Origin of the sequence: Halomicrobium sp. IBSBa (assembly GCF_017612575.1) — an archaeon.
Lineage (GTDB): Archaea > Halobacteriota > Halobacteria > Halobacteriales > Haloarculaceae > Halomicrobium.
Window position 1 is genome coordinate 48,479 of the sequence record NZ_JADPQC010000008.1, and the last position, 26,323, is coordinate 74,801.

Below are 26,323 nucleotides of genomic sequence, written 5' to 3' on the forward strand. Positions count from 1 at the left end.
GTCAGTCGCTCGCGCCGCCGCGGTTCGAGCGCGAGGGCGGTGGGACCTGCTCGTCGACGGTCGGCGTCTCGGGAAGCACACAGCGGGCCGGCTCGTCGTTGACGTGTGCGTACTGGTCGGGGGTGTTCGCCAGCGGGTGTGCCGGGTTCGATCCGCTGGCGATCCGTGCGGCTCTGACCTCGTCGAAGCCGTTGATGCGGGCGCGAATGCCACGCCAGTGGAGCCCGGTCGATCGGGGGATCGAGACCGGGTGGCTCGCGTCGAACTGCGCGTTCTTGACGGCGAGCATCGCGGCGTTGACGTTGGCCGCGAGGTCGTCGTGGTCGATGAGGAGCCCGACGGTGGCGTCGCTGGGTGCCCGAGCAGCGAGGATGTCGAGCCCGAGATGGAGCGCCCGATACTCGGCGACGTTGTTGTCGGGCGCGCCGTCGTGGACCGACAGCCGGGCGACGCGCTCCCCGTCTCGCGTCTCGATGACGACGCCGAGTCCGCCAGACGACTCTCGATACGAGCCGTCGGTAGCGACGTAGAAGTCTCGGTGGTGTGTGCGCGGCGGGTGCGCGATGTGGGGCGTCGGCGATTCGTCGAACAAGTCTCGAAGTGACGGCCGGCCGTATGCGGCCATACAAGTATTACGTGTCCGTACGTGTTAAATATACTGCCCGAATTACAGACTATCTGTCATGAATGGCGGGACGGCGACGGTGTTTCACTCTCGCAGATGTTTGTGGCCGACGAGCAGGGCGACGGCGTTACACAGCAAGAGGGTCAGGAACGCGCCAGTCAGGGTCTGGCTGGAGAGACCGACCGCGAGGAGCGGGAGATAGAGGAAGGGCAGCGCGATGGCGATCCAGAACGCGAGCGCCCGGATCGGGGGCAAGACGTGCTTACCAACCTCGCTCACCGAGCTTACCGACTGGAGCGACGATCGAAGGTCGTTGTTGGTCGAGCTTGACATCGGGGACACCTATCGATCACCACGACCGAGAGCATCATATAACCGGTCGAGGCTTCGGACTGTTTCAGTTCATTTCACGCTGGTACGAAGTGCGTGCGAACGTTTTACGACCGCTCGAAACTCCCGGAGACGTTTTATAACGTCGGCTTATCGAGCGACGGCGGTTCGATCACTCTCGGTCCACAGCCGAGAGAAGCGCCACCGAGACCGCGCCGCCGGCAGCGGGGAGCTCGACGGCGTCGACGACGTGGTCTGGGACCGTCGACCGCCACTCTTCGAGGGCGGCTTCGTGTGTTTCGCGGTGGTGTTCGACGGAGTACTGTTCGTCGGACCGGGACCTGAGCCGCTCGGCGGTCTCGTCCGAGGTGGGCAGTGACGGACAATCGTCGTCGAGGAGCACGTGCGGCGAGAGCAACAGCTGTGCGTCGTCGTCGCCGTCACCGGGCTGTTCGACGTGGAGGCGCGCCCGCATGCGAGCACTGAACGGAGCGGTGACACGAAGGACGGTCTCGGTCCCCCGTTGGCTGGCCTCCAGCGCGGTGACGATCTCGTCGGTCTTGACGACGACCGTCTCGATTGCTTCGGGATCGGTCATCGGTGTGCTTACTGCGTGGCGACGCCGTATCAATGTCGTGTCGTCGCCAGCGCCGAACGAGACCGCCTCCGTGCGATCGATCTCCATGGTAGATCGGGGCGATCGGAGAGACCGGGCGTGAGCCGGCCGGCTATCCAGAATCACGGGCGATAATCCGGCAGGTAGGTTTATCTGTGATATGGCGAAATTGACGACAGTATGTGGCGGGGGGACGACGAACGAACGAAGGCATCTGGCGTACAACTGGAGACGGAAGCCGAGACACCCGAGATCCTGGTCGTCGACGACGAACGCGACGTTGCAGATCTGTACGCGATGTGGCTCGACGAGGAGTACGAAACCAGCGTCGCGTACGACGGTGCCCAGGCACTGGAGGACGCCGACGAGTCGGTCGACATCGTCCTCCTGGACAGACAGATGCCGGGGCTCTCGGGGGACGAGGTACTGGGACGGGTCCGAGAGCGTGGACTCGACTGTCGCGTCGTGATGGTCACGGCCGTCGATCCCGACGTCGATATCGTCGACATGCCCTTCGACGACTACCTCACGAAGCCAGTCACGGGAGAGGATCTCCGAGAGACGGTCGAAGCGATGATGCGCCGGGACGCGTACGACGACCACCTGCAAGCGTACTTCGCGGCGCTTTCGAAGCAGGCGACACTGGAATCCGAGATGAATCCGAGGACCCGAGAGGAGAGCGGGGCGTACGCGGAGATTGCTGCTCGCGTGGAGCGACTGGCCGACGAGGTCGACCACCTCTCGGAGAACGTCGACGACTTCGAATCGCTGTTCTCTGACCTGACCGAGAGTGGGTGAGCGCAACGTTGTCGGAGCGACACGCTCGGTGATCCGTCGGTCGAGTCACGTCCCGACGGCGACGTGTGGGCGGGGAGCGACTGTGCGTGCCTACAGCTCACACGCCGACGCGGGCGGTTCGTCACAGCCGGGTTCCATATTTCGCCGCCCGTTCAGCAGCTCGAAGTAGTTCCCGACCGAGTCCGTCTCGGTACTGCCACGGACGACCGGGACGGCTCGCATCGCCTGGTGGTCGCAGGCTCGCATCGTCTCTGCACCCGCACCGAGTGCGTACTCGAACCCTTCGAGTTCGGACCGGACCGCGTCCGCATCGAACGTGCCGGCGGCCTCGGCTGCGCTGGCCCACAACAGGACCTGTCCGTACGCGTTCTGGGCCGGACCCGGTGGAACGAGCGCCGTCGTGCTCACCGTTCCCGAGTACTCGCTCTGGTAGGCGTCGCCGAACTTGCTCGACAGCGGCGTGTCGAGGTTCTCGTGCCAGCCGACGGTGCCGTAGACACCTTCGACCCGCTCGCCAAGCGAATCCGCGACGGACTGGGTGAGCAGCGGGACGACGATGACCACGTCCTCGGGGAGGATCTCTTTGGCCTGCTGGATCGCGTTGACGGCGTCGAGGCCGAACAGATCGAGGAAGACGATGTCGACGCTGTTGCTCGCCGCTTCCGAGAGCGGGCGCTCGAAGTCGGTCGAGCCCGACCGGACCGTCGTGGTACCGATGGGCCGCAAGTCGAGGTCGCTCGCGGTCGCGTAGCCGTTGATGCTCTGCTTGAGGTCGCGTCCTTCGATCGTGTCGGTGCTGACCTGGAAGAAGAACTGGGCACCGTCGATATCGGCGACGACTTCCGGAACGAGCGCACGGGCCAGCGTGCGAGAGTTGAACAGTTCGCGGTAGACGTGTGGCGAACAGTTCTCGCCGGTGAGCTGGTTCAGCGTCGACGTGCCGACGAAGTACGGCGTCTCGTGTTCGTCCGCCAGATCCCGGTGTGTCGTGACGACGCTGCCCGCGACGCCGCCGGTGAACATGGCCAGCTCGTCGTCCCCAAGTCGCTGCTGGAGGTTCGTCTCGGCCGTCGAGGCGTCGCCTTCCGTGTCCGCGATGGCGGTCTCGACGGTCCGGTCGAGTACGCCGTCTCCGGAGAGGTTGGCGAACCCTTCACCGCCGACCAGGCCCCCGCCCTCGTTGAGATGGGTGACGGCGAGCTCGAACCCTCGCCGCTCGTGGTCGCCGATCGGAGAGTAGCGACCAGATTCGGGCGAGGAGAGTCCGATCGTCACCGAGTCGTCGGTGCTGGTTTCTGTCGTCGCCCCGTCAGATCCGAGACAGCCGGCCAGCGCCACCGCTCCGGTCCCACCCAGAGATTCGAGTACACGCCGCCGCGTCGCCCGCGAACCGCAGCCACCACGGTCGTCCGTTGTCATGGCCTATGGTTGGCAAACCATTACATATATGATTTTGGATCAGTTCGTCGCTGGAATCTGTCACCGCTCCGAAACTGAGCCGACGGATGACACGCGGGGCCTCGCTCGATACGCTGTCCCAGATGTGGCTGTCCGTCCGTACCGTCGGGCGGCATCGTTCACTGTTGGTGGGCAACGAGGAGATCTGCGGTCGAAAACCAGTTCGTTTCACTCGGCGACACCGAAATGACAGCGTCTTCGCGAAAGAATTATCAGGGTGTGAAGGTAATGCCAGTCAATGTCATCCGAGCGTTTGCGAGGGATCTCTCGCCGCGATTTCGTTCGGTCGGCGGTTGCGATCGGTGGGACGGCCGCACTCGCCGCGTGCATGGAACGGGAACTGGACGAGGGGGGAGCGACCGATACGGGCGGCGGTCGCTTCCCGTCGGGCACCGACACGGCGTCGCTGCCCGACGGACAACACGAGTGGAACGAGTATCTCGTCCACGGGGCACACGGAAACACGTCGCTGCCCCAGCACCAGGTCATCCTGGGACTCTCCTACGTCGGCTCGGTGCCGCCGACGACGGCAGAGCGCGAGCAAGTCGAGGCGGCGCTCTCGACGCTCGAAACGGCCGTCAGGTGGGGAACCGGTGGTGATCCGTCGGCGGCGATCAACGACGGCCTGTTGACGATGCTGGGCTACACGAGCCGGTACTTCGATCGGCTCGGGAGCTCGGTCGAGCAGATCACGTCGCCCGAATCACTCCTCGAATCGATCGGAGAGGACCCCGAACACGCGGACGAGTTCGACGCAGTTCTGTTCCTGACGAGCGATCTGGGCTCGCTGACGATCGGTGCCGAGGAAGCGCTGTGGGGCGAGATCGACGAGCTCAACGGCGTCACGTTCGACGCGACCCTGTCCGGGATCTTCGAACGGACGACGCGCCGCACCGGCGTCGTGGGACAGGGGCTGGTCGCCGACGAGGTCGAACAGGACGACGTGCCAGACGACGCGCCCCTCTCGATGGGATTTCGCTCTGGCTTCAAAGACTCCCAGCCCAGCGAAGCGGCGGTGACGATCGACTCGGGACCGTTCACCGGTGGGACGACCGCGGCAGTCGGTCGGTTGCACATCGACCTCGATCGGTGGTACGACAGCGGCGACCTCGAAGACCGCACCGAGAAGATGTTCTGTCCTGCTCACGACCCCGAAGAGATCGGCGAGACCGCCGACAAACTCGGCAGCGAGAGCTCGATCACCGAGACGGACGTCGATCGGATGGCCGAGGACGCCGAGCGACACGACCGCGTCGGCCACTCACAGAAGCTGGCGAGTATCCGTGACGACTCGTTCGATCCGCTCATCCTGCGTCGCTCGGAGGGGGTCGCGACGGACGCCCCCGAGCCGGTCGACTTCAACTTCACCTCGATCCAGCGAGACATCGAGGACTTCGTCACCACCCGACGGGCGATGGAGCCCGAGGAGTACGACTTCGACGTCGACGACGACGAACACGGGATCGTCGACTACCTCGAAACGAAGGGACGGACGGCGATTCTCGTCCCCGCGCGCGAGGACCGCGCGCTCCCGACACCATGATCGACCGACGGACGCTGGCGGTCACCGTCGTCGCACTCCTGACCGTGACCGCCGGCTGTACCTCGATCGCGGAGGTGGGCGGGGGTGGCGACACCGGCGGCGAGATCGGCTTCGAAGACGTGACCGGAGAGGTGGGGCTGAACTACAGCGACGACGTGGCGGGCGGTGCCGGCAACGGCAACGCGGGCGTCTACGTCGCCGACGTGGACAACGACGGCTGGGACGACGTGCTGGCGGTCGGCGGCGAGCGGCCGGTCCTGTTCGAGAACACCGGCGGCGAATTCAGTCGCTCGGGAGCGTTGCCGGAGTACGACCGGCAGTTCAAGAGCGCCACGTTCGTCGACTACGACGACGACGGCTGGAAAGACCTCCTGTTGTTGCCCCGCGGCGGTGGCGTCGTCGCGCTCCACAACGACGAGGGATCGTTCGAGCCCGACGACGTGGGCCTGGGGAACGTCACGCACCCGCTCGGGGCCGCCCCGGCCGACTTCGACGGTGACGGCCGCGTCGACCTGTTCCTCTACCAGTCTGGCGACTGGCTCGAAAAGACCCCGGCCGGCAAGAGCGCACTGAACGAGACCCTCACGTCGGACAACGGCTACCCCAACTACCTCTATCGCAACGTCGGCGGCGAGTTCGAGCGCGTCGAGGACGCCGGCATCGAGGGCGACCGCTGGAGTCTGGCCGCGACCGCCACGGATCTCACCGGCGACGGTCGACCGGACATCTACGTCGCCAACGACTTCAACACCGACGTGCTCTACGTCAACGAGGGCGACGGCACCTTCAGCCAGCGACAACTGGAGGGGCCGACCGCACGCAACGGAATGTCAGCCGAGGTCGCTGACTTCGACGGCGACCGCCGTCGGGACGTGTTCGTCACGAACATCGAATTGCCCATCTCCCGGGACAACATGTCCAAGGAGCGCTACGAGCTGCTCGAACGGATGTCGACGTTCGCCTTCCACTCGGGCCGGACGAAGGGCAACACCGTGATGATCAACCGGGGCAACGGCACCTTCGAGGATCGAGCCGAATCCCTGGGCGTCCAGACGGGCGGCTGGGGGTGGGCCGCGACGGCGACGGACTTCGACAACGACGGGGACCGCGACCTCATGCACGCGACCCAGAACGTGTTCCGGCTGGACCCCGACGATCCACACTACACTTTCCCGATGCTCTGGGAGCGGACCGACGAGGGGTTCGAGAACCTCGCGGCCGACGAGCGGGGACTCCCCGAGACCGACGGGCGTGGCCTGGTCGCGCTCGACTTCGACAACGACGGTGATCAGGACGTGATCTCGGCCGCCTACGGCGACCGGTTCGCCGTCTACGAGAACACGGTCACCAGCGACACGGATCGCCTGCAGTTCCGGGCCGTCGACGAGACCGGCGGGACGGCGCTGGGCGCGACCGTCACCGTGACCGGCGAGGAGAGTACCCAGCAGGTCGTCCAGTACTCGGAGACGGACTATCTCTCACAGGAGAGCCAGGTCGGCCACGTCGGCCTCGCGAGCGAGGGCAACGTGACGATCACGGTCACGTGGCCTGACGGGACCGAACGGACCTTCGACGACGTGGCACCGAACCAGCGGGTCCGCCTCTCGCCCGACGGTATCGAGACGGTGACGACGTTCCCGACCGGCGATCAGACCGGGTGACACAGCGCCCACGTGTCGCGCTCTGGATCGAGCTTCGACGGCTCGGCCCCGCGATCCGTGAGCAGACCGGCGTGGTACAGCATCGCCTTGAGCTGAAAGACCGTCGGCGAGTGATAGATCGTCCCCGCCGCGAGAGCGTCTGCCCTGAGATCGCCGCCCTCGGTCAGGACGCGCTCCCGGACCGTCTCGTCGCCACGGAAGAACAGCTCCACGGTGAACGTCGGGTGGTGGGCGTGGAGCCACTCGACCAGTTCGACCAGCGAGGGGGCCTCGATGCCGTCGTCGTGCATCTGCTGGAGTTCCTCGACCAGCAGCGTCGTCGCCGGGTAGGCGTAGACGACGCGGCGAGCGACCTGTCCCCAGCGCGGGGCGACGTCGACGAACCGCTTTCGCGATCGGCGGTACGACTCGAAGTCGGCCAGCGCCGCCGCGAGCGTCCCGAACGCGTCGAGTCCGAACCGGACGACCTCCCGACCCAGCGGCGTCAGCGTCGGCCGGGGCTCCGCGTCGATCAGCCCGAGGAAGGCCGCGCCCTGGCGGGCCGCATCGACCGCGCCGACGACGTGGTCTGCGACGAGCCGGTCCGTCTCGCCGTCGTGTGCGACCGCCAGCGGGTAGGCCAGGTAGTTCTTGGGGTGGTTCAGCCCGAAGCTCTTCTCGGCGACGCCCTGGGCACCGGCCTGAAACCGGATCGCGCCGGCCTCGCCGTCGGTCCGGTTCCCGACGACTCTGGGCCGTTCGAGCACCTCGACACGCCCGCCCTCCGTGACGCCGAGGACGCCGACGTTCAGTTCGCGCGCCAGCGTGCGCTCGCCGTCTCGGATCGACGCCAGGGGAGCCGAGACGAAGGCGACGTTGGCCTCGTCGAGCCGGTCGTGTGCCTGGACGACGGCACGCTCTCCGTCGACCGTCCCGCCGGAGTAGCCCTTGGCCTCGACGACCACCAGCGGCGGCCGCTCGCCCTGCCGGTCGACCGCGAGCAGGTCGTCGTCCAGCGGTCCGACGCCGACGAGATCCGGGTAGCCGGTGCCGACCTGGACGTGATTGAACGGCGCGAGTGCAGCCTTCGTCTCCTCGGCGATCGGGCGGCGGTCGACCCACCGCTCCTGGGCGAACTGCGTGTCCGCGACGACGTAGCCGTCCGGATCGTCGCCGGGAAACAGCTCGCGTTTCGTGTGCGCGAGGACCGACGGCTCGGTCAGCGACGCGCTCGTTGCCATACGGTCGCTTTCGCCGTCGTCGCCATCAGTGTTTGCCTCGCGGCCCCAAAGACATATACCGTGGCTGCTCGCAGGGCGAACGGCATGAAAGAAACTGTTCGCGAGCTGGGACCGGCCGCCGGAAGCGGGATCGGGGCGTACGTGCTGGGCTACGTCTTCACGTACGTCCTCAGTGGCCCCGCCGTCGAGGAGTCGAGCCTGAACCAGATCGTCGAGGCGGTCGGCGACGGCGGCGTCGCCTGGAAGCTCGTCGGCTGGGTGTTCTACAACGCCCACGGCGTGACGACGACGATCGACATCGACATCCCGTTTCTCGGCGGCACTGAGGTCCTCAACTACATCGCGCAGGGGGACGCGCTGTCGCCCGTCCTGTACGTGCTCCCACCGGCGCTGTTGATCGCGGCCGGCCTCTTCGGTGCCCGGATGGCCGACGCGAGCGACGTGGGCGACGCGGTGCGGACCGGCGGCGCGGTCACGGCCGGCTACCTCCCGCTGGCGATCGTCGGAGCCGTCCTCTTTACCGTCACCGTCGACTCCTCGTCGGGCGGGCCGACGCTGGTGCCGGCGATCGGGCTGGCCGGGCTGGTCTACCCGCTCGTGTTCGGCCCGATCGGTGCGGGGATCGGGGCCACCCTCGCGAGCAGCGGCCGGTGACGGCGGCTCCGGTATGCTTTTGATCGTCTCCGTGTAGACGGTGAGGTATGGTTCGGGGACCGCGGGCGGAACTGGCAGAGAAGATGGCGGGCGAGATCGCGCTCAGCGACGCGCCCGGCGAGACCGTCCGCAAGTGGCGCACGGACTTCGAAGTGAGCCAGACGGGGCTGGCCGACGCGCTCGACGTGTCGCCCTCTGTCGTCTCCGACTACGAGAGCGGGCGGCGCGACAACCCCGGCATCGGCGTGGTCAGGCGGGTCGTCTCGGCGCTGCTTGACATCGACGAGCGACGCGGCGGCGAACACATCCGCCAGCACGCTCGCGTCCTCTCGGCCGGCTTCGACTCCGACGTGGTCCACGATCTGGGCGAGTACGCCGCCAACGTCCCGCTGGCACAGTTCTACGACGCTATCGGGGCCACCGAGCTGGTCGGCGGGGACGCCGACACCGTCGCCGGCCACACCGTCATCAACTCCATCGCCGCGATCACGCGGCTCTCGTCGGACGAGTTCTACCAGCTCTACGGGCAGTCGACCAACCGGGCGCTGGTGTTTACCGACGTGACTCGCGGCGAGTCGCCGCTGGTCGCGCTGCGGGTCGTGACGCCGACGCCCAACGCGGTCGTCCTGCACGGACTCGAATCCGACGCCCTCTGGGACCACGCGGTCGATCTCGCCCGCATCGACGGCTTCTCGCTCGCCGTCGCCGACGCCGAGATGGACGAGATGCTGGCGGGGCTGCGGGAACTCCGGTAGGCGCTACTGGAGCGCGGGCGGCGCGACGGGATCGAGTTCTGCCTCCTCGAAGAACGACCGCAGGAAGGGCGCTCGCGCCTCGATCTCATCGGGGGTGTGCGAATCGGAGCCGACGGTGACGGACACGTCGTACTCGGCCAGCACCGACCGGAACGGTGCCGTCGGGTGGACGAGGTCGAGATCGGTCAGCGCGCGCCCGGCGTTGATCTCGGGGATCGTCCGCGAGTCGGCGAAGGCCGCCGCCACGCGGCGATACTGCTCCTCGGTCGCGCGGCCGGCCAGCGGCGGCGTCCGCTCGATCAGATCCGGGTGGGCGGCCACGTCGAACAGCTCGGACTCGATCAGCTCGACGAGACGGTCGAAGTACTCGTCGACGAGGGCGTCGAGTGTTGCTTCGGAGCGGCCGGCGTAGTTCGAGGGGACCTGTACGTTCGCGCCGTCGAGTTCGTGGACGCTCCCGATCGCGTAGTCGAAGTCGGCCTCGGCCAGGAAGTCGGCGATCGCGTCCTCGTCGCTCGGGTGATAGTCCATCTCGACGCCGTCGTAGATCGCCACGTCGGCCTCCGCGCGCAGCGACTCGATCCCCGTTCGTCGGCGCTCGTAGGTCTCGTCGAGGTTGAACCCGTAGCGGGCTCGCTCCTCGCGGCGGAACGCGCGCTCGGTGACGGTACAGTGATCGGTGAAGCCGATCCCGTCGATCCCTGCCGCCGCCGCGGCCCGGGCCATGTGGAACATGTACCGACCGTCCGAGTAGTTGGTGTGAGCGTGGTAGTCGTACACGGTGGCCCACTGGGCACCGCCGGCAAAGTCGGTTGTGCCGCGAGCGAAAGAACCGTTAGTTCCCCCTTCGTCGCCGACACCATGGCCCCCCGAACGACGACCGCCCTCCTCGTCGGATTGCTCGCCCTGAGTGGACTCTCCGTCGCCGCCGGAGGGGTGATCGACGCCCCGCCCGAGCTGACGATCGAGAACCAGGCAGACACCCCCCACCGCGTGACCGCCTACACCGTCGCCGAGACCGAGTCCGTGATGGAGCTGAACTTCGCCGTTACGACCGACGACGGCGACCGCCGACTCGCGACGCTCGAACAGCTCTACTGGCCCGGCGAGTTCCGGAACGTGACGATAGCCGACGACGGCGTCCCCAGCCAGCGCCACACCGTCGAGCCGGGCGAGAACGTGACGACGACGGTCGAGGCCTGGACGCCGGGGAACGTCACGATCTACGTCGTCGAGGATCTCGGCGACGACCAGCGCCACGTCCACACCGACATCCGCACCTGCACCGAGCGCGAGCAAGAGCACGAACTCAGGCTCGAATCGGACGGCACCGGCGGGAGCTACACGTGTGCCTCCGGTCTCGACTGGCTCCTCCGCTGAGCGAGGGCGGACGGCCGGCGAGTGCCCGGTGTCACTCGGCGGACACCGGCCCGGACCGCCGGAGCAAGACGGCGATCGAGACGGCCTGGACCGGAGCCACGAGCGCCGTGCTCAGGAATCCACCGGCGACGGGGACCAGCGCCAGCCCCCAGACGGCGAGACCGAACGCGAGGACGAGGCCGAACAGCCGGAAGCGCTGTCCGCGCGCCGCCGAGACGCTCGCCCGCAGCGCCGCCGGGACGCCGAGGCCGACGGCGAGGTATCCGGGAAACGGGAACAGCGAGACCACCACGAACGAGATGGCGAACACGACGAGCAGTCCCAGCGGGACGCTCCCCGGCGAGAACTCGACGGGACCGAACACGCCGAGAACGGCCGTCACAGTGGCGAGCACCGCGAGGTAGCGAGTCAGCGACCCGCGGTCTCGCTGGCCGTCGAGGGCGCGCGTCATCGTCAGCCACCCGGCCGCGCCGACCGCCAGCAAGACGGCGGTTTCCAGGGCGACTGCACTCAGGAGGTACGGCAGCTCCAGATCCACGACCGCACCGATGCGTCTGCCGGTTCGGGCGGTCCCGCGGGGGAACACCGAGTACTGGAGGCTGACGGTCTCGGCCATCCAGTTGGGCGTCGCGACGGGGATCGGGTCCCACTGCCGGAGCCAGTCTGCGAGTGCGACAAGGAGCCCGGCGACGGCGAACGGACCCAGCAGCCGGGGGTCCCGCCGGAGTTCCGTCAGGGCGGCCCGCAGCACGGTCACCGTCGTCTGCGGTGACGACCGCTCGTCGACGGCACCGTCGTCGACGACCGTCCCGCCGTCTGACTCCGGCGTCATGCCGTCTCCTCCAGAGCGATCACGCGCTTTCGGTTGGCGGCGTACAGCCGTCCGTCGCCGACGATCGGCGCGGACAGCGGGACCTGCGAGGGCCGGTAGGTGAACAGTCGCTCGCCGCTCGCGGCGTCGAGTCCGACCAGTTCGAACCCCGAGCGGACCGCGTACACGACGCCGTCGGCCACGACGGGAGCCGTCTTGCCGTCGAACGGGGTCGTCCACAGCACCTCGCCGCTCGCGAGATCGAGCGCGCGCATCGATCCGAGTTCGTCGGCCACGAACACGGTCCCGTCGGCGACCGCCGGGACACTGTCGGTGACGTTCGCGTCGAGGTCGGTGTCCCACAGGCGACTGCCGTCCGCTGGATCGAGCAAACGGACATCCTCGCGAGTCTGAACGACCACGCCCTCCGCCGTCGCGACCGGTGAACTGATCATCTGTTCGTCGAGGTTGCGGTGCCACCCCCGGACTCCGCTCTCGGCGCGATAGGCCGACACCTGTCCGGGCCAGGCCGTCGCGAAGACGAGCCCGTCCCGGATGGCCGGGCGCTGGAACGACGAACTCGTCTCCTCGTCGTCGAACGCCACCCGCCAGCGAACGTGGCCGCTCTCGGAGTCCAGCGCGACGAGCGACTCCCCGGCCGGAACGGGGGTGTAGATCGTCTCGTCGGCGACGACCGGCGACGGCGGTTCCAGGGGGCCGAAGAAGCCGGGCTTCGAACCCGGCTCGCGCCACCGCTCGACACCCAGACGCTCGTCCGTCAGGGGCACGCCGATCCCGCCGCCCTCGTTCAGACCGAAGACCTCCGTCGGCGTGGTCACGGCCAGCGTCGCCGTCTCGTAGATGGCGGCCGGGGCACGGGCGGGACTCGACTGATAAGGACCCGTGGCTCCGAAGGCCCGCTCTCCGTTTTCCGGGTCCAGCGCGAGCAGGCCGCCCCCGGCCGCGTAGAGCCGGCCACCGACGCTGATCGGCGACGTGGTCCCCCGGAACCAGTCCGTCGACTCGTGGCTCCAGGCGACCTCGACCTCGCCGCGGGGCCCCGTCGCGGAGGAGTGGGAGGCCGTGCCGGCCGCGTCGTAGCGGGCCATCGGCCACGAGAGTGGTTCGGGGGGCGACTCGGACTGTGCGCCGGCAACGGAACCGCCGACAGCGCCAGCGAGTGCGAATCCGGCAGACGCGAGCAACCGTCGTCGAGTGGAGGGCATCACCGCCCCTCTTCAGCCGGCGGACAATAATCGGTGGTGGTTCCCCGGTCGCGAACCGGCATCCGCGAGCGCACCCGACGCGGAAACACGTGGGCGAAAAAACGGATCGTTCGCTCCGCTCTCGATCCGTCCGACTGCCTACCGCACGTAGCGATACTTCCGTTCGCCCATCCGACCCCAGCCGTCGAAGACGAACTCCTCGCTTGGCGTGGTGAGTTCCTCCACGTCGGCGTAGTCGTCGGTGTCGTGGTTGTGGACGTCGTGGATGCGCTCGTACTCCTCGAAGGAGATGTCGTAGCGCCGGTCGAGCTGGTCGTCGACGTTGAGCGCCTCGATTTCCGCTTTCCAGCCGTCGGCGACCGTCTCGGCGTGGATCTCGGCCTGTGCGCCCGAGCCGTAGGAGGCCACGAGGAGCTGGGCCCCGGTCAGGTCTCGGTCGTGTTCCAGTGCGTGCTTGAGGCCGGCGACGCGGGCGACGTGGACGGAGCCAGTGTACCAGTTGCCCACCTCGCGGGCGATTTCGAGGGTCGGCTCGATCGTGTCGGCGTACCAGTCCTCGTAGCGTTCCGTCTCGGTGAGTGCGTCCGTGTACTCCTCGATGGCGTCGAAGAACTGCTCCTGTGTCTTGAACTCCTCGCGGCGGGGCTGACGGCCGATTTCCTCGGCCAGTTCGAGTTCGACGTCCGTGTCACGACAGACGTGGCGATAGCCCAGAGCAGCGGCCTTGCGGACCATGCCCGGGAACGGCGTGTGAAACGGGATCAGCGCGAAGTCGTCGGGGTGGAGTTCGACCCCGGCGCGTTCGAGGTCCTCCATCGCCTCGCGCATGCGTGCGAGGTACACTTTCATCGAGCGCTTGCCGTCGACCGAGGGGAACTGCTGGTTGGGCTTCAGGAAGTCCGTCTCGTCGGCGCTGCCAAATCCCTGGTCGGTCGACAGCTCGACGAAGTCGGGGTCTTCGTCGACGATCATCGCAACCGCGCCGGCACCCTGCGTCGCCTCGCCGGGGTCGTCGCGGGCGTACAGCGCGGTGTCGGTCGCGATCACGAGCGCCTTGCGGCCGCGATTGCGGCCCGCGCGGATCCAGTTGTAGGCGTCGTCGAGGCTCTGGGTCCCGGCGATGCAGGCGAACTTCCGCTCGCCCTTGTTGGCGTGGTGGAAGTCATCGTCGTACACCTGTTCGAGACAGCCGGCGACGTACGTCGAGACCGGCTTGGAGTTGTCGAAGGCCGACTCCGTCGCCACGTCGATCCGACCGATGTCGTCGGGCGTCAGACCCTTGCGCTCCATGAGCCGGTGTGCCGCGTTGGCTGCCATCGTCACGATGTCCTCGTACACGTCCGGGAACGAAGAGACGTGGAGACCGAGCCCTTTCGTGTACTTGCCGGGGTCTTCGTCCTGTGCCGGCGCGAACGTCTCCGCGAGGTCCAGTTGGAGCTTGCCCGTCCGAATCTCGATCGCGTCGATACCGACCGTTGTCATACACTGAGAGTTACCGCCGCCGTATAAGATACTGTCGACTATAGCTTCGACGATCGTCGAACATATCTGCGCACCCCGTAAGGTCGAGCCGACCGACGGTCGGCGACAGAGTGTGAGCCTGTCGCTCGTTTCTGCGAAGCTGCCGTCGTCTGGGTCAGACAGAATACTGTCGTGTGACGGGAGTCAGTGTCGTAGTACGGTACTGCTGACGGTCAGTGGAATACGCATCCACATTCCGATCGGTAGCTCGGGAGACACCGATCGGTCGGTCAGCCGCTACCCGAGACGACGGCCTGACCGCTCCCCGTGTTAGATGCGGAGTCGTAGACGGTCACCCTAATGGTATACGAACTATCGCGCTCGTTGGTCTGTGCGACCAGTTGCTCAGCCGAGGTGTCGCTGGAGCCGCTCACACCGTTGTCCGTCGCCGTGTCGACAACCGTACCCGACGAATCGACAAGTTCGTACTCGACGCGGTCGAGATCGCCGTCCGCGTCTGCGACGTCGACGGTGACGTCGTACCGGTCGCTCGGCGGCGAGGACCCGGCGCTGTAGGTCGCGCTTGTTATGGTCGCCGACGGCGCGGAACTGCCGCCACCCCCTCCGCCGCCCCCGCCGGTCGGCGTGATGGTAAACGTCTTCGTCTCGGTTCCGCCACTCGCTGGCTGGTAGGTGACCGTGACCTCCACGTCTTCGCCGCTCATGTCGACCGATGAGGTGCCGTCGGTGAACTCGTAGAGGTAGAACGTCGCCGTTGCGCCGTCCGAAAGTTGTGCGTTCCCGTCGTTGCTTTGCCCGTCGGTGTCCAGGTCCACGGTTCGCGGAACACCGGTTCCACCGCCGTAATCGACGTGGGCATCGGACAGGTCCGCGGCGACGTACACCTCGCTCGCCAAGGGTTCGTCGTTCGGGAACACGTCGTCACTGAGGGTCGTAATAGCGCTGTTCGCCGGCGCTATCCTGACATCGGTGATCGTGACGCTCTCGCCGAAACCGTTCGTGACGGAGAAGTTCACTCCGCCAGCGACGCTGTCCGTATCCGGGCCGTCGTTGGTCACGGCGTCGTCGTTGTACACGAGGGTGTCCCTGTTGATGATCTCAAAGCTCAGACGGTCGCCTCCCCCGCCACTCGACGTGTATACGGTCACCCCTCCGTTGTTCACCGGTGTCAACGTCGTCGAGTTCTCCCCGACGGCATTCGTCGTTCCCGAAGCAGACACCGTACCGACCTGCGTATCGTTTGTCGCGTACTGTACCGCTCCGCCGTCGACAATCGGGTCTGTCGCCATCGACAGCGTCGCTTCGGAGGTCTGAGAGAAGTCCAGCGTACAGGGATTGTCCACTCCGTTCGGACAGTCGATCCCGGTTTGATCGGACGGGTCCAGCCACGTGACGTTGTACGCACCGCTGCCAGCTGGTGGTGAACGTGACGGTTCGCTCTCGACGTAGACCCGCATCGTGACGTTGCGCGGCGTCGTCCCGTCGAACGAGGTCGCCGGCTCCGTCACGGCACTGAACTGCAGGTCGACCCACTGCCCACCGGCGACGCCGGTGCTGTCGTAGGTAAACGTCGCCTGTCCGTTCTCGTCGGTCGCTACCTGGTTGGGGGAGAGCGTCCCGCTCTCCGCCGACGCGTTGATCTGTCCGTCCGTCACGGGGTTGTTGTACGCATCCCGGAGTTCGAGGGTCACCGTCGTCGTATCACCAGTTTCCAGTCGCGTCGCGTTGCCCGCGGCGTCAGTGAGATACGCCTCGTCTTCCGCAGTGACCTGACTCCCGACCCCGACTTTCGTCATGCGGAGCCGGTAGGAGACGTTCGGTTCGAGCGTGACCGACAGACGATCGTACCGAGCGCCAGCGATCGTCTGAACCTCGTAGTCGAGGACGTGACCACCGTTCTCGTCGCGTTGGTCCGCCAGGAGCGCGTCCCACTCGGACTCGGACAGCTGCGTCGCCGCCGAGAGTGTCACGTTCGAGGAGTCGTTGGACACCGCGACCGTCGTCGTCGACGTACTCACCGGTTCGAGGTCCAGGCTCGTCGAACCGGCCTGGGTCCGGCTCAGAGAGCCGTTGATCGTCACGAGGCTGATCCGCTTGCCGTCGATCATCGTCTGGCCTGTTGCGGCCAGGCTCTCGTCCGCGAAGCGGTTCGACAGGACCGTGTTCTCGTACGCCGTCTCGGGTGCCTGTCCGTAGACGTTGTAGCTGGGCTGGTAGACGAGGAAGCCGGTGTCGTAGCGCCGACCCGTGCCGTTCCAGAAGTCGCCGGTCTCACCGCTGGCGGTGGCGTTCACGATCGTCAGATTCGCCCCGGAATCCGCGGTTCCGCTGGTGCGGATCGTCCCCGAGGCGGGCCCGGGGTTGACGGCGACGAGTCTGGCGGGATAGCGGGTCCCGAGCGTCAGCGTCACCGATCTGGTCGCCGTCTCGCCGTGGATCGAGACCAGTTCGTTGCGCAGATCCTGCATCTGGTCTCGAATATCCTGGTTGTGGTTGAACTCGACCGCGCGGTTCTGGTTCGGGACGACGAAGGCCTGATAGCTCGAAAACGCGACGACGAGCATCGCGAACAGCAACACCGCTCCGATCTGGACCGACTGGGCGCGGTCGTCGTCCCGGAGTCGCATTGCCCGTCCTTGTCAGTACCCGGTAAAAAAGCTGTCCGCAGCTATGATCCAAACGATAACGACTACGCGTCGCCCTCTTCGTCTTCTTCGACGACCTCGGGGTCGCTCATTGCCGTCTGGAGGCTATCGAGTCCGTTGGCCCACTCCGAGACCAGTCCGTACTCGAGTTCCGCGGCCGCGTCCACGTCGAGTTCCTCGCCGTCGATGACCAGCGTGCCGGCCTGGACGCAGTACCCGAGCGCCGCGTCGAGGTCCTCCTCGGCCTCGGCGTCGGCCGCGGCCTCGATGTAGTCGATGACCGTTCCCTCCTCGGCGGGGCCCTCGGCGATGTACTCCTCGGCGGCGTAGAAGACACAGACGAGGGAGGTCTGGACGCCGTCGATCAGCATGACGGTCTCCTCGTCGTCGAGGTCGATCTCTTCGAGGACGATCGCGCGGATGTCCGCGATCTCCTCGAGCGCGGTGTCCTGATCGATCAACTCGTCGTCGTGATCGGTGATGATCTTGGCGACGGCGATCGCCGCATCGTCCTGCAGATTCAACAGCAGGCGAGCGGAATCCTCGTCTTCCGGATCGATCTCCTCTTCGTCGAGGCGGTCGATCCAGTTTTGCCACCGTTCCTCCGTGTAGTACTCCCCCGGTGGAGTGCTCATATCCCTCCCTACACATGGCCGGGGATAGTACTTTCGACCACCGGGGACGCAAGAAGTTACCGTACCGATCCACAGAGGCGCGACAGTCGATCGAGCCGTCGAACGGTTTGGACAATCATTTATTGCACCCCGCAGAATCGGCGGGTATGGCAGCACCACGAATCCTGATTCTGGGTCCGCCGGGTGCGGGCAAGGGCACACAATCGAGCAACATCGCCGAGAGCTACGGCGTCGAGCACGTCACGACCGGCGACGCGCTCCGTGGCAACAAGGAGATGGACATCTCCGACATGGACACGGAGTACGACACGCCGGGCGCGTACATGGACGCCGGTGACCTCGTCCCGGACAAAGTCGTCAACGCCATCGTCGACGAGGCACTCAGCCAGGCCGACGGCTTCGTCCTGGACGGCTATCCCCGGAACCTCGAACAGGCCGAGGAACTCCAAGACATGACCGACCTCGACGTGATCCTCTCGCTGTCGGTCGCTCGCGAGGAACTGGTCGACCGACTCACCGGCCGCCGGGTGTGTGACGACTGTGGCGCGAACTACCACGTCGAGTTCAGCCCGCCCGAAGAAGACGGCGTCTGTGACGACTGTGGCGGCGACCTGATCCAGCGAGACGACGACAACGAGGAGTCCGTCCGCAACCGTCTGGACGTGTTCGACGAGAACACCCAGCCGGTGATCGACCACTACGAGGGCGAGGACGCCTTCGTCGCCATCGACGGCGAGCAGACCCCCGACGAGGTCTGGGCCGACATCCAGGACGCCATCGACGCGCGCGTCGAGTAAAACGTTGATAAGGGCTCGCCGCTGTAGAGTAGTACACGAATGGCACGTACCGCCCAGAAAGTAGAGTCGCTCGCCAGCGAGGGCGAGGACATGACCGACGCACTGGCGACTGTCCTCGCCGTCGCCGAGGAGCAGGGGACCGTCTCCTGGGCCGACGTGAGCGACGATCTCACGAGCGGTCAGTGGGGCCGGCTCATCGAGAAGGGGCTGCTGGTCGACGCCGACGGAGCGGGGTTCGTCCTCAGCGACCCCGACGGGATCCGCGACGCGCTCGGCGAAGACAGCGTCGAAGCCGCCGCAGCCACCAGCGGCGACGGCGACGGCGACGGCGACGACGAGGGCGTCAACTGGACCAGTTACGACAAGGGCGCGGCCCTGGTCACCGTGGGCCTGTTCGCCGGCTACATGCAACAGGACGTGCGGTCACTCGTCGGCGGCACGATCGACATCGTGCTGGGACCGCTCAACGACGTGGTTCCGTTCTACGTCGTCATCCTCGTGCTGGCGATCATGACAGGTCTCTGGTCGACACTCCTCCAGGACAACCTCATGGACTCGGAAGTCATGGGAAAGTACCAGGAGAAGATGCAGGATCTCCAGGACCGCCGTGAGGCCGCCAAAGAGCGCGGCGACGACGAAGCCCTCGACGAGATCCAGCAAGAGCAGATGGAGGCGATGGGCGACCAGCTGGGCATGTTCAAGGCCCAGTTCCGACCGATGGTGTGGATCATGCTGCTGACGATCCCCGCCTTCCTCTGGATGTACTGGATGATCCGCGACGGCCACATCGAGGCCGCAGAGACCGTGATGGTCCTCCCCCTGGTGGGCGAGGTCTCGAACTGGCAGCAGGGCGTCCTCGGACCGCTCCAGGCCTGGATCCTCTGGTACTTCCTGTGCTCGCTTGGCTTCAGCCAACTGCTCCGGAAGGCACTGAACGTCCAGACCTCGCCGACGGGGTAGCCGACCCCGCGAACGCGACCGGAAACAGACAGCCTCTTTATTCGCGCCCTCACCAGTCGATACATGTTGATCACCGTTTCCGGACCGGCGGGTAGCGGCAAGAGCACACTCGCCGCGAACCTCGCCGAGGCACTCGGATACGACCACGTCAGCGGCGGCGACATCTTTCGCTCGCTGGCCGAGGAACGCGGCGTCTCGCTGGTCGAACTCAACCAGCAGGCCGAATCCGACGACCAGATCGACCGCGACCTCGACCGGCGACTGCGCTCGACTGCTCGCGAGGAAGACGATCTCGTCCTCGAATCCCGGCTGGCCGGCTGGATGGCCGGTGACTACGCCGACCTGAAGCTGTGGCTCGACGCACCACTAGACGTGCGAGCCGAACGGATCGCCGACCGCGAGGAGAAGCCGGTCGCCGAGGCCAGAGAGGAGACGCAGGCCCGCGCCGAGAGCGAAGGGCTGCGCTACCAGGAGTACTACGGCATCGACATCGACGACCGATCGATCTACGACCTCTCGATCAACACCGCCCGCTGGGACGAGAGCGGCGTCCAGGAACTCATCGTCGCCGCCGTCGACGCCTACGAACCGGACGGTGACGAGGGGAAAGCACCGACGGCCGGCGTCACCTACGAGTTCTGAGATGGTCCGCGACGCGCCCGAACACCGGTCGCCCGCCGATCTGCTCACCTTCGGCGTCGTCAACCTCGACAAGCCGCCCGGCCCCTCCGCCCACCAGGTGGCTGCCTGGGTCCGGGACGCCGTCGACGACGCGCTCGACGCGGCCGGCGACGACCGGACGCTCGGGCGCGTCGCACACGGCGGCACGCTCGACCCGAAGGTCACGGGCTGTCTCCCGATCTTGCTCGGCGACGCCGCCCGCGCGGCACGCGTGTTCGACGACGCGGTCAAAGAGTACGTCACGATCCTCGAACTCCACGACCAGGCACCGCCGGACTTCGACTCCATCGTCGCCGAGTTCGAGGGCGAGATCTACCAGAAGCCCCCGCGCAAGAGCGCCGTGAAACGACGGCTCCGCAGCCGGACGATCCACGCGCTGGACGTCCTCGAACGCCACGACCGCCGGGCACTCCTGCGCGTCCGCTGTGGCTCTGGCACGTACGTCCGCAAGCTCTGTCACGACATCGGGCTCGCGCTCGGGACCGGCGCACACATGGGCGAACTCCGACGCACCGCGACCGGGGACTTCGACGATCGCGACCTCGTGACTATGGAGGACCTCGTCGACGCGCTGGCCGAGTGGGCCGACAACGACGACGAGGGCTGGCTCCACGAGACAGTCGCACCCGCCGAGCACGCACTCCGTGGTTACCCGACGGTCACGATCGCCCCCAGCGCCGCCCGCGAGGTAGCACACGGCGCACCCGTCTACGCGCCTGGCGTCATCGAGACCGACGCCGAGCAGGGTGCCGAGGTGTGCTGCGTGACGCCCGACGGCGCGGCGGTGTGTCTGGGCCGACTGGTCGGCGACCCCGACGCCGAGGGCGGCGTCGCCGTCGAACTCGAACGCGTCCTCGTCTAACGGTTCTCTGGATGACGACACCCGCCGCGACTCGACGGCCCCGACCGAGACGATGACTCCCACACGCAACGCCGAAGCGTAGCCCTTAATTAGTGGACCCTCCTCATTCCGAGTGCGGGACCGTGGGGTAGTGGTATCCTCTGCCGATGGGGTCGGTAGGACCTGAGTTCGAATCTCGGCGGTCCCACTCCAAACTTTCCCGGATCAAAATTACTGGAAGCTTGGAGCTTCTAGAGTTAAATTTCGGGCAAAAAATAGATGGAATAAATATCTCTGTTTAAGTGTGGGGTGGTCCGCATGATGCGTCTCCCCGAGAGTCGGATCGACAAGACCGTCTGTCAGAACTGTGAGACACACGTCTCGCGTGATTTCCGGCGGACTTTCGGCGACGAGGACAACGTCGCCCACCGCTGTGCTGCCTGCGACTGTATGGCCCGTCTGTCAGCCGGTAGTGCCGCGGGGAAGACTGTCTCGAAGGCTGACCCGGCGGACCACCCGAACCGGAACCGGGGCCAGCGCACGAAGGCTCGGACTGACGGGGGTGACTGGCAGTGACTGCCGGTTTCGTTCAAGCGTCGCTTCTCTACGACGCGGAGGCGAGTGAGCGCCGTCACTTCAACTGGGAGACGGTGCAGTCGCACAGCGAGAGTCAAGAAGTCGCCAACCACCACGTGGGAGGGCAGTGATGCCGTCGACAAACCAGAGCGCCAGCGGTCGGACTCGCGAGACCTTCCCCAAGATCCGCGACGACGTTGGTGAAGATCCCGCTCGGTGGCTCGACTGGAGTATTCTCGGCGACAAGAGCCGTGAAAAGCTCGTTCGCACGCGGATCGATTCCATCGACAGTATCGAAATGATCCGGGCGTGGATCGGCGTCGAGCGTGCCCTGGAGCGTGGTGACGACGGCGGTCCGCGTGAGGCGGTCATCAACGCGCTCGAACAGCGCGAGCGACGGCTCAACGAGATCGGCGAGCGGCCGGAACGCCTACAGCAGCGAGACAACCCTCGCGATCTCGCGCCCGTGGAGTGCTCCTATCCCGATCGCGACGATATTGACGAGGCCAGCGATCGGAGTACGTACAGCTCGACACGCATCTTCGGACCGCTTCGAGAGCGATACCCGCATCTGTTCGAGGACGGTCCCAGCGCCGACGAGAGTGACCAGACGGGTGCCGTCGCGACCGACGGAGGGAGCGACGAGTGAGTATCGATCCGCTGAAGCCGGCCGGCGACGATCACATTCGCTTCGACGATGTCGCCAGCGGCTACGAGACCACTGCAATGCCCAAGCCCGTCGCCCACGGTGCGGCCATACAGAACGTGCTGGCGGACCTGTCTCCCAGCGACCACGACGCCGCGCCGAACGAGCGTGAGACGCTGTACGCCACTGCCGTCGACTACTGGCGGGAGCACATCGCGAACCGCGATATCGAGCCGTACATCGCCGAGCGCGGCGTCGAAGACCGCTTCGACTGGGTGCCCGACGACGGCCACGAGTACGGGCTCGTCGTCCGGTCGAGCAAGTGGATGGCCGGCACCGAGACCGGCGGCGACTATCGTCCCTACTACCAGCAAGACGTACTACTCCGGCGGATCGTCGACGACGATGACGCCGGCCTGTCGCTCGAACCCGGCCCGGTCTCACTCAGAGTCGAGATCATGCCCCAGTACCGTGATCTGGTGTATCAGAACTCACGTGATCCCCTGCAGTGTCCCTACGGCGAAGGTACCCGACTCCAGATGTGGACCACGTGGGCCGAGAAGGCCGAAGAGGTAGAGAGCCGGGCCTACGATGCGCTCCGGGCGGTGTACGGCAGCGACGCCCTGAACGTCGATCGCGACCGCGTCGACGAGTCCCGCCGCATCGCGAAGGCCGAGACCCACATCCGCTTCGATGTCGAGAAGAAACCCCGTGTTGTCGAAGCCCTGGAGAACTCGAAGGACCTGATCGCCTGGGGTGGCCGCTCGGAGATCGAGGCCGGTCAGGAACGCGATCGAGAAGGCTGGAGTGAGGTATCCGTCGAATCCGACCGCTGGGACCTGCTTGGCTTCGATGGCACGGAGTACAGCATTCACACGAAGATCTACCAGGCACAGGACTGGCATAAGCGACCGGAGTCGGATTACTACCGACACCCGAAGTTCGAAGCCGCCTACGCCGGTGTTGATCGGGGTGCGAACCCCCACGTCGACGACTGGGACGACGTGCTGGACCAGTTGCGGACGATCGTCGCCACCCACGCCTACTGGGGTGGGCTCGACCGTGCCGACCACGTCGAAGACGACTACTTCGACGGCGCGTTCGCCGAACAGTTCGAGTTCGAACGACCGATTGGCCGGCGTGAAATGCTTCGACGACGGTATCAGGATCTCGCCACGGAAGTGTACCGAGAAGCGCTGAAAGAGTCGACTGACGCCGTGTACGATATCCTGAAGATCGTTGCCCGCTCCAACGGCGCGACGTACGACCACCTGGAGCGAGAGACTGGGCTCGCCCGCTCGACGATCCGGTACCACGTCGCCCGACTAGCTGAGAACGGTGTCGTCGCCCGGCGCGGGAATCCGGTGCTCGTCACGTTCGTGAGCAAGGACCTCTGGAAGCGCGCCACGGAGATACTGGCGAAAGCGAACCCCGACGACACGCAAGAGGATCTCGCCGAACGCGCCCAAGAGCGTCGAGAACGCCGTGAGGAACGCGACGAACGCGACAGCACCGAGGACACTGCCGACGCCGTCGACGACACTGACGGCGACGCCTCGACCCGCTCGGAGTGGCTGTACCTCAACGAGTGGGGGAGCGTCGACGAGCTGATCGGCGAACTGACCTACGGCGATCGGACTGCCTACGACGTGCGTGTTCGCGATCTGAGCGAGCCACCGGGCTGAGGCAAACTCGGGCGCCGGTCGCTGGTCGTGCGGATAGTGACTTCTCTCGCGTTCCAGGCTTTCTTACGCGACTTTTCTGTACTCACTCATAGAGGATCGGTTTCAGTGCGTCTTCGATCCGTTCTTTCGGGCCGTCGCGACGGGGTGGCCGCCCCGATCGGGGCGAGTTCGCGCCAGTTTCTCGCTCCGCTCGCCGATCGAGAAGACACCGAATTGACCGTGAGCAGGCACTTCTCACCGCGAAAACGCCGGTCTCGTGTGGTCGGCCGTCGGCGCAGGTTGTCGGGCACCCCTACGACGGTGCCTGTAGGCAGGGCCACCAAGTGCGGGGCGCGCAGAACGCGCGCCCCTTCCCGCACAGCCACCGCGAACGGCGTGCAGCCGGCTGACCGGTGTGTACGCGCTGTTTACCGGGTGCAGGCTGCCACGGGACCCCGACAACCAACCTTGTCAGCAACGTCTACGAGGGGGTGAGATGACCTGTGGCTAAGGCCGCTGTCCCAAAATACACCGCACAGCTACCTCAGGGACCCACTGATCTCAGACCACTCTATCCCGATGATCCACCGAAGGCATCGTACATAGACCCCAGGCCTGACGAACAGGACTGGACAGCACGCAGAGTCCGTGCAGAAGCGGTGCCGGATACGACGCAACATTGTGCATCGCCTTGGCGTCGCACTCGTGGAGATGATCGATGTCCGATGCTCTCGAGTATGATCAGATCCTGTCTGAAGATATAGCAATTATTACTATAATATATTAAATTTGCTTAGATGGAAACAAATAAATATGGAGTCGATAATAAAACCGGATGACTACGCGACGGAAGGTCATTTCTGTCTTTTTGACAGTACTTCTCGTGACCTCCACGTTCACGCCAGCAGTCGCGGCAGGATTGCCAGCAAGTAGTGGGTCGCGTCGCAAAGCGGTCTAGAGTTTGCCTCTGGTGCTCTCAACTGAGAGGTCACAGCTCATTGCTGTTTTGGTCGATCGCTGAAGCAGTTCGTCGAGGAACGATTGGTAGTACTCTGGATCAGCGTACTTCACCAGCCGAAGCTGGAGTATCGCCTCTAATCCCACCGTTGTCCAGCACATCCACTGGTTCTTGCACCGTTTGCTGACCTCCCCCATCAACCGTTCGACGGGGTTCGAGGTCCACGGCACCTCGAACCCCTCGACGGCCTGCTCGGCAAACGTCACGATCGATGGCAGCCACCGCCGAAGATACCCCGCAGCCTTCTCTGATCCGTACTGATCCAACTGCCACGCTGTCTTCTCGATACGCTCAGTCGTTCGCGCGATCCGCTCGCGGATCGCCGCGAACTCCTCGTCTGGACGGTGTTTGGCGACCGAGTTCTTCAGATGGAACACCTCGTCGATCACCTCCGAAACGATCTCGTTCCGCCGATCCAAGGAGAACACGCCGTCGTCCCAGAGGTTGTAGTCGAGCGTTCGGCCGACGTGGACGAGATCGAGTTGGTGATCGCTGTGTTCGTCGGTAAAAGCCGTGACGATGCCGTCATCAGCGTCACTGACGACCGTCGCGTCGTCAGTGACTGCGTCGATGTCATTGAGGTCGGCTGCTGTCTCGTCCCACTCAGCGTTCACCGAGAGATCCAGCAGGGAGCGTGACTCCTCGGCAGTATCTTCGCCGAGCGTGGCCTGGACGGAGTGGTACGAGCGGTCGTCGTCTTGGCTGTGGCACTTCGTGCCGTCAGGAATAACAGCGTCAGCCTCTGTGTCAGCGACACAGTCTGGAAGGAACTGCTTGAGCTTGCTGCCGTATTCTCTGGCGCGGCGGTTGATGGTGGTCGGCGACGGCATCTCCGAGAGGATGCCGTCGCCGTGGTCAGCAGCGTCACGATAGCTGAGCGAGGTGGCGAGATCGACACTCTCGGCCGCTATGTCCTGCTGGTAGCGGTTTTGCCCGTCGAAGCTGAGAACATCTTCGACGGGCCGGAAGTAGCTGGTTTCGTCGTGGTCAGCGTCAGTATCCTCGACGTAGTGGAGAGAGAACTCGTGCTCACCGGCGGTTGTGACAGCTGTGCGGGTATCGGTTCCAGCTCGTTGGAATCGCTGTTGACCGTTGCCGTTGGCATGTTTTTCGCCACAGAGCGCCTCGACGCGGCTCGCGTCGAGGCTCTCGACCAGTCCTTCGAGAAGAACTGACTCGACGTTCTGGTCAGTGATGAACTCAGCCAGCGGGGCCAGCGGTATCGTTTTGTCGTCGTCGTAACGGTCAACCGCACGTCAATTGTGGCGTGCATGGGTCACCCCTCAGGTTGGACACCAGAG

The 26,323-nt window shown here is 65.8% G+C and carries 23 protein-coding genes, 1 tRNA gene and 1 pseudogene; 13 read left to right on the forward strand and 12 right to left on the reverse strand.

The genetic code is table 11. The annotated features are described in order from the left end of the window. Position 1 precedes the first annotated feature (1 nt). The 3 genes from IL252_RS15615 to IL252_RS15625 form a co-directional block, all read right to left on the reverse strand. Positions 2 to 625 carry a ribonuclease H gene (locus IL252_RS15615; protein WP_208628766.1) on the reverse strand — a complete coding sequence of 208 codons (624 nt, stop codon included), beginning with the start codon at positions 623 to 625 and terminating at the stop codon, positions 2 to 4. Positions 626 to 709: 84 nt separating this feature from the next. Then, a complete protein-coding gene (locus tag IL252_RS15620; RefSeq protein ID WP_244257253.1) occupies positions 710 to 904 on the reverse strand; it encodes a hypothetical protein in 195 nt (64 codons plus the stop codon). Between the two features lie 223 nt (positions 905 to 1,127). Then, positions 1,128 to 1,553, reverse strand: coding sequence for a hypothetical protein (locus IL252_RS15625; protein WP_208628768.1), 426 nt, complete (start codon positions 1,551 to 1,553; stop codon positions 1,128 to 1,130). Between the two features lie 198 nt (positions 1,554 to 1,751). On the opposite strand from IL252_RS15625, the gene IL252_RS15630 reads away from it, so the two are divergent. Then, a complete protein-coding gene (locus IL252_RS15630; protein ID WP_208628769.1) occupies positions 1,752 to 2,369 on the forward strand; it encodes a response regulator in 618 nt (205 codons plus the stop codon). Positions 2,370 to 2,459: 90 nt separating this feature from the next. On the opposite strand, the gene IL252_RS15635 is transcribed toward IL252_RS15630, so the two are convergent. Then, positions 2,460 to 3,788 (reverse strand): substrate-binding protein, encoded by a 1,329-nt coding sequence (locus IL252_RS15635; protein WP_208628770.1) that lies wholly within the window; start codon positions 3,786 to 3,788, stop codon positions 2,460 to 2,462. Between the two features lie 277 nt (positions 3,789 to 4,065). On the opposite strand from IL252_RS15635, the gene IL252_RS15640 reads away from it, so the two are divergent. Both IL252_RS15640 and IL252_RS15645 read left to right on the forward strand, forming a co-directional pair. Beyond that, positions 4,066 to 5,370: a hypothetical protein gene (locus IL252_RS15640; RefSeq protein ID WP_244257255.1), complete on the forward strand. Its 1,305-nt coding sequence runs from the start codon at positions 4,066 to 4,068 to the stop codon at positions 5,368 to 5,370. Beyond that, a complete protein-coding gene (locus IL252_RS15645) occupies positions 5,367 to 7,031 on the forward strand; it encodes a CRTAC1 family protein (protein WP_208628771.1) in 1,665 nt (554 codons plus the stop codon). Before IL252_RS15640 ends, IL252_RS15645 begins: the two co-directional genes overlap by 4 nt. Here the strand turns inward: IL252_RS15645 and IL252_RS15650 are convergent. Continuing rightward, positions 7,019 to 8,251, reverse strand: coding sequence for a hypothetical protein (locus IL252_RS15650; RefSeq protein ID WP_208628772.1), 1,233 nt, complete (start codon positions 8,249 to 8,251; stop codon positions 7,019 to 7,021). The genes IL252_RS15645 and IL252_RS15650 overlap by 13 nt on opposite strands. An 84-nt stretch (positions 8,252 to 8,335) precedes the next feature. Here IL252_RS15650 and IL252_RS15655 point away from each other — a divergent pair, with 84 nt between their 5' ends. Continuing rightward, the gene (locus IL252_RS15655; RefSeq protein ID WP_208628773.1) at positions 8,336 to 8,905 is read left to right on the forward strand and encodes a hypothetical protein; all 570 of its coding nucleotides are present in this window, start codon (positions 8,336 to 8,338) and stop codon (positions 8,903 to 8,905) included. A gap of 47 nt (positions 8,906 to 8,952) precedes the next feature. After that, positions 8,953 to 9,660, forward strand: a complete 708-nt coding sequence (locus IL252_RS15660; RefSeq protein ID WP_208628774.1) for a helix-turn-helix domain-containing protein — start codon at positions 8,953 to 8,955, stop codon at positions 9,658 to 9,660. Between the two features lie 3 nt (positions 9,661 to 9,663). Here the strand turns inward: IL252_RS15660 and IL252_RS15665 are convergent, their stop codons facing one another. Beyond that, entirely contained in the window at positions 9,664 to 10,440 is a 777-nt protein-coding gene (locus IL252_RS15665) for a PHP domain-containing protein (protein ID WP_208628775.1), read from the reverse strand. 81 nt (positions 10,441 to 10,521) lie between these two features. On the opposite strand from IL252_RS15665, the gene IL252_RS15670 reads away from it, so the two are divergent. Next, positions 10,522 to 11,040: a hypothetical protein gene (locus IL252_RS15670; protein WP_208628776.1), complete on the forward strand. Its 519-nt coding sequence runs from the start codon at positions 10,522 to 10,524 to the stop codon at positions 11,038 to 11,040. A gap of 31 nt (positions 11,041 to 11,071) precedes the next feature. Here the strand turns inward: IL252_RS15670 and IL252_RS15675 are convergent, their stop codons facing one another. From IL252_RS15675 to IL252_RS15695, 5 genes are all read right to left on the reverse strand, one after another. Further along, positions 11,072 to 11,872, reverse strand: coding sequence for a hypothetical protein (locus tag IL252_RS15675; protein ID WP_208628777.1), 801 nt, complete (start codon positions 11,870 to 11,872; stop codon positions 11,072 to 11,074). Further along, positions 11,869 to 13,077 (reverse strand): PQQ-binding-like beta-propeller repeat protein, encoded by a 1,209-nt coding sequence (locus IL252_RS15680; protein ID WP_208628778.1) that lies wholly within the window; start codon positions 13,075 to 13,077, stop codon positions 11,869 to 11,871. Before IL252_RS15680 ends, IL252_RS15675 begins: the two co-directional genes overlap by 4 nt. A gap of 138 nt (positions 13,078 to 13,215) precedes the next feature. Further along, complete coding sequence (hmgB, locus tag IL252_RS15685; RefSeq protein WP_208628779.1) at positions 13,216 to 14,559, reverse strand: hydroxymethylglutaryl-CoA synthase; 1,344 nt, start codon at positions 14,557 to 14,559, stop codon at positions 13,216 to 13,218. Positions 14,560 to 14,828: 269 nt separating this feature from the next. Then, positions 14,829 to 17,186 (reverse strand): Ig-like domain-containing protein, encoded by a 2,358-nt coding sequence (locus IL252_RS15690; protein WP_208628780.1) that lies wholly within the window; start codon positions 17,184 to 17,186, stop codon positions 14,829 to 14,831. 62 nt (positions 17,187 to 17,248) lie between these two features. After that, positions 17,249 to 17,839, reverse strand: coding sequence for a DUF2150 family protein (locus tag IL252_RS15695; RefSeq protein ID WP_208628781.1), 591 nt, complete (start codon positions 17,837 to 17,839; stop codon positions 17,249 to 17,251). A gap of 146 nt (positions 17,840 to 17,985) precedes the next feature. Between IL252_RS15695 and IL252_RS15700 the strand changes: the two genes are divergently transcribed. From IL252_RS15700 to IL252_RS15730, 7 genes are all read left to right on the forward strand, one after another. Continuing rightward, entirely contained in the window at positions 17,986 to 18,636 is a 651-nt protein-coding gene (locus tag IL252_RS15700) for an adenylate kinase (RefSeq protein WP_208628782.1), read from the forward strand. Positions 18,637 to 18,675: 39 nt separating this feature from the next. Further along, the gene (locus IL252_RS15705) at positions 18,676 to 19,596 is read left to right on the forward strand and encodes a DUF106 domain-containing protein (RefSeq protein WP_208628783.1); all 921 of its coding nucleotides are present in this window, start codon (positions 18,676 to 18,678) and stop codon (positions 19,594 to 19,596) included. A 63-nt stretch (positions 19,597 to 19,659) separates the two neighbouring features. Continuing rightward, a complete protein-coding gene (cmk, locus tag IL252_RS15710) occupies positions 19,660 to 20,238 on the forward strand; it encodes a (d)CMP kinase (RefSeq protein WP_208628784.1) in 579 nt (192 codons plus the stop codon). Position 20,239: 1 nt separating this feature from the next. Next, entirely contained in the window at positions 20,240 to 21,139 is a 900-nt protein-coding gene (locus IL252_RS15715; protein WP_208628785.1) for an RNA-guided pseudouridylation complex pseudouridine synthase subunit Cbf5, read from the forward strand. A 116-nt stretch (positions 21,140 to 21,255) separates the two neighbouring features. Continuing rightward, positions 21,256 to 21,326, forward strand: a tRNA-Pro gene (locus tag IL252_RS15720). 498 nt (positions 21,327 to 21,824) lie between these two features. Further along, positions 21,825 to 22,343 (forward strand): hypothetical protein, encoded by a 519-nt coding sequence (locus tag IL252_RS15725; protein ID WP_208628786.1) that lies wholly within the window; start codon positions 21,825 to 21,827, stop codon positions 22,341 to 22,343. After that, positions 22,340 to 24,025, forward strand: a complete 1,686-nt coding sequence (locus tag IL252_RS15730; RefSeq protein ID WP_208628787.1) for a winged helix-turn-helix domain-containing protein — start codon at positions 22,340 to 22,342, stop codon at positions 24,023 to 24,025. Before IL252_RS15725 ends, IL252_RS15730 begins: the two co-directional genes overlap by 4 nt. A 933-nt stretch (positions 24,026 to 24,958) precedes the next feature. Here the strand turns inward: IL252_RS15730 and IL252_RS15735 are convergent. After that, positions 24,959 to 26,295, reverse strand: a pseudogene (locus IL252_RS15735) (ISH6 family transposase). Positions 26,296 to 26,323: the final 28 nt, after the last annotated feature.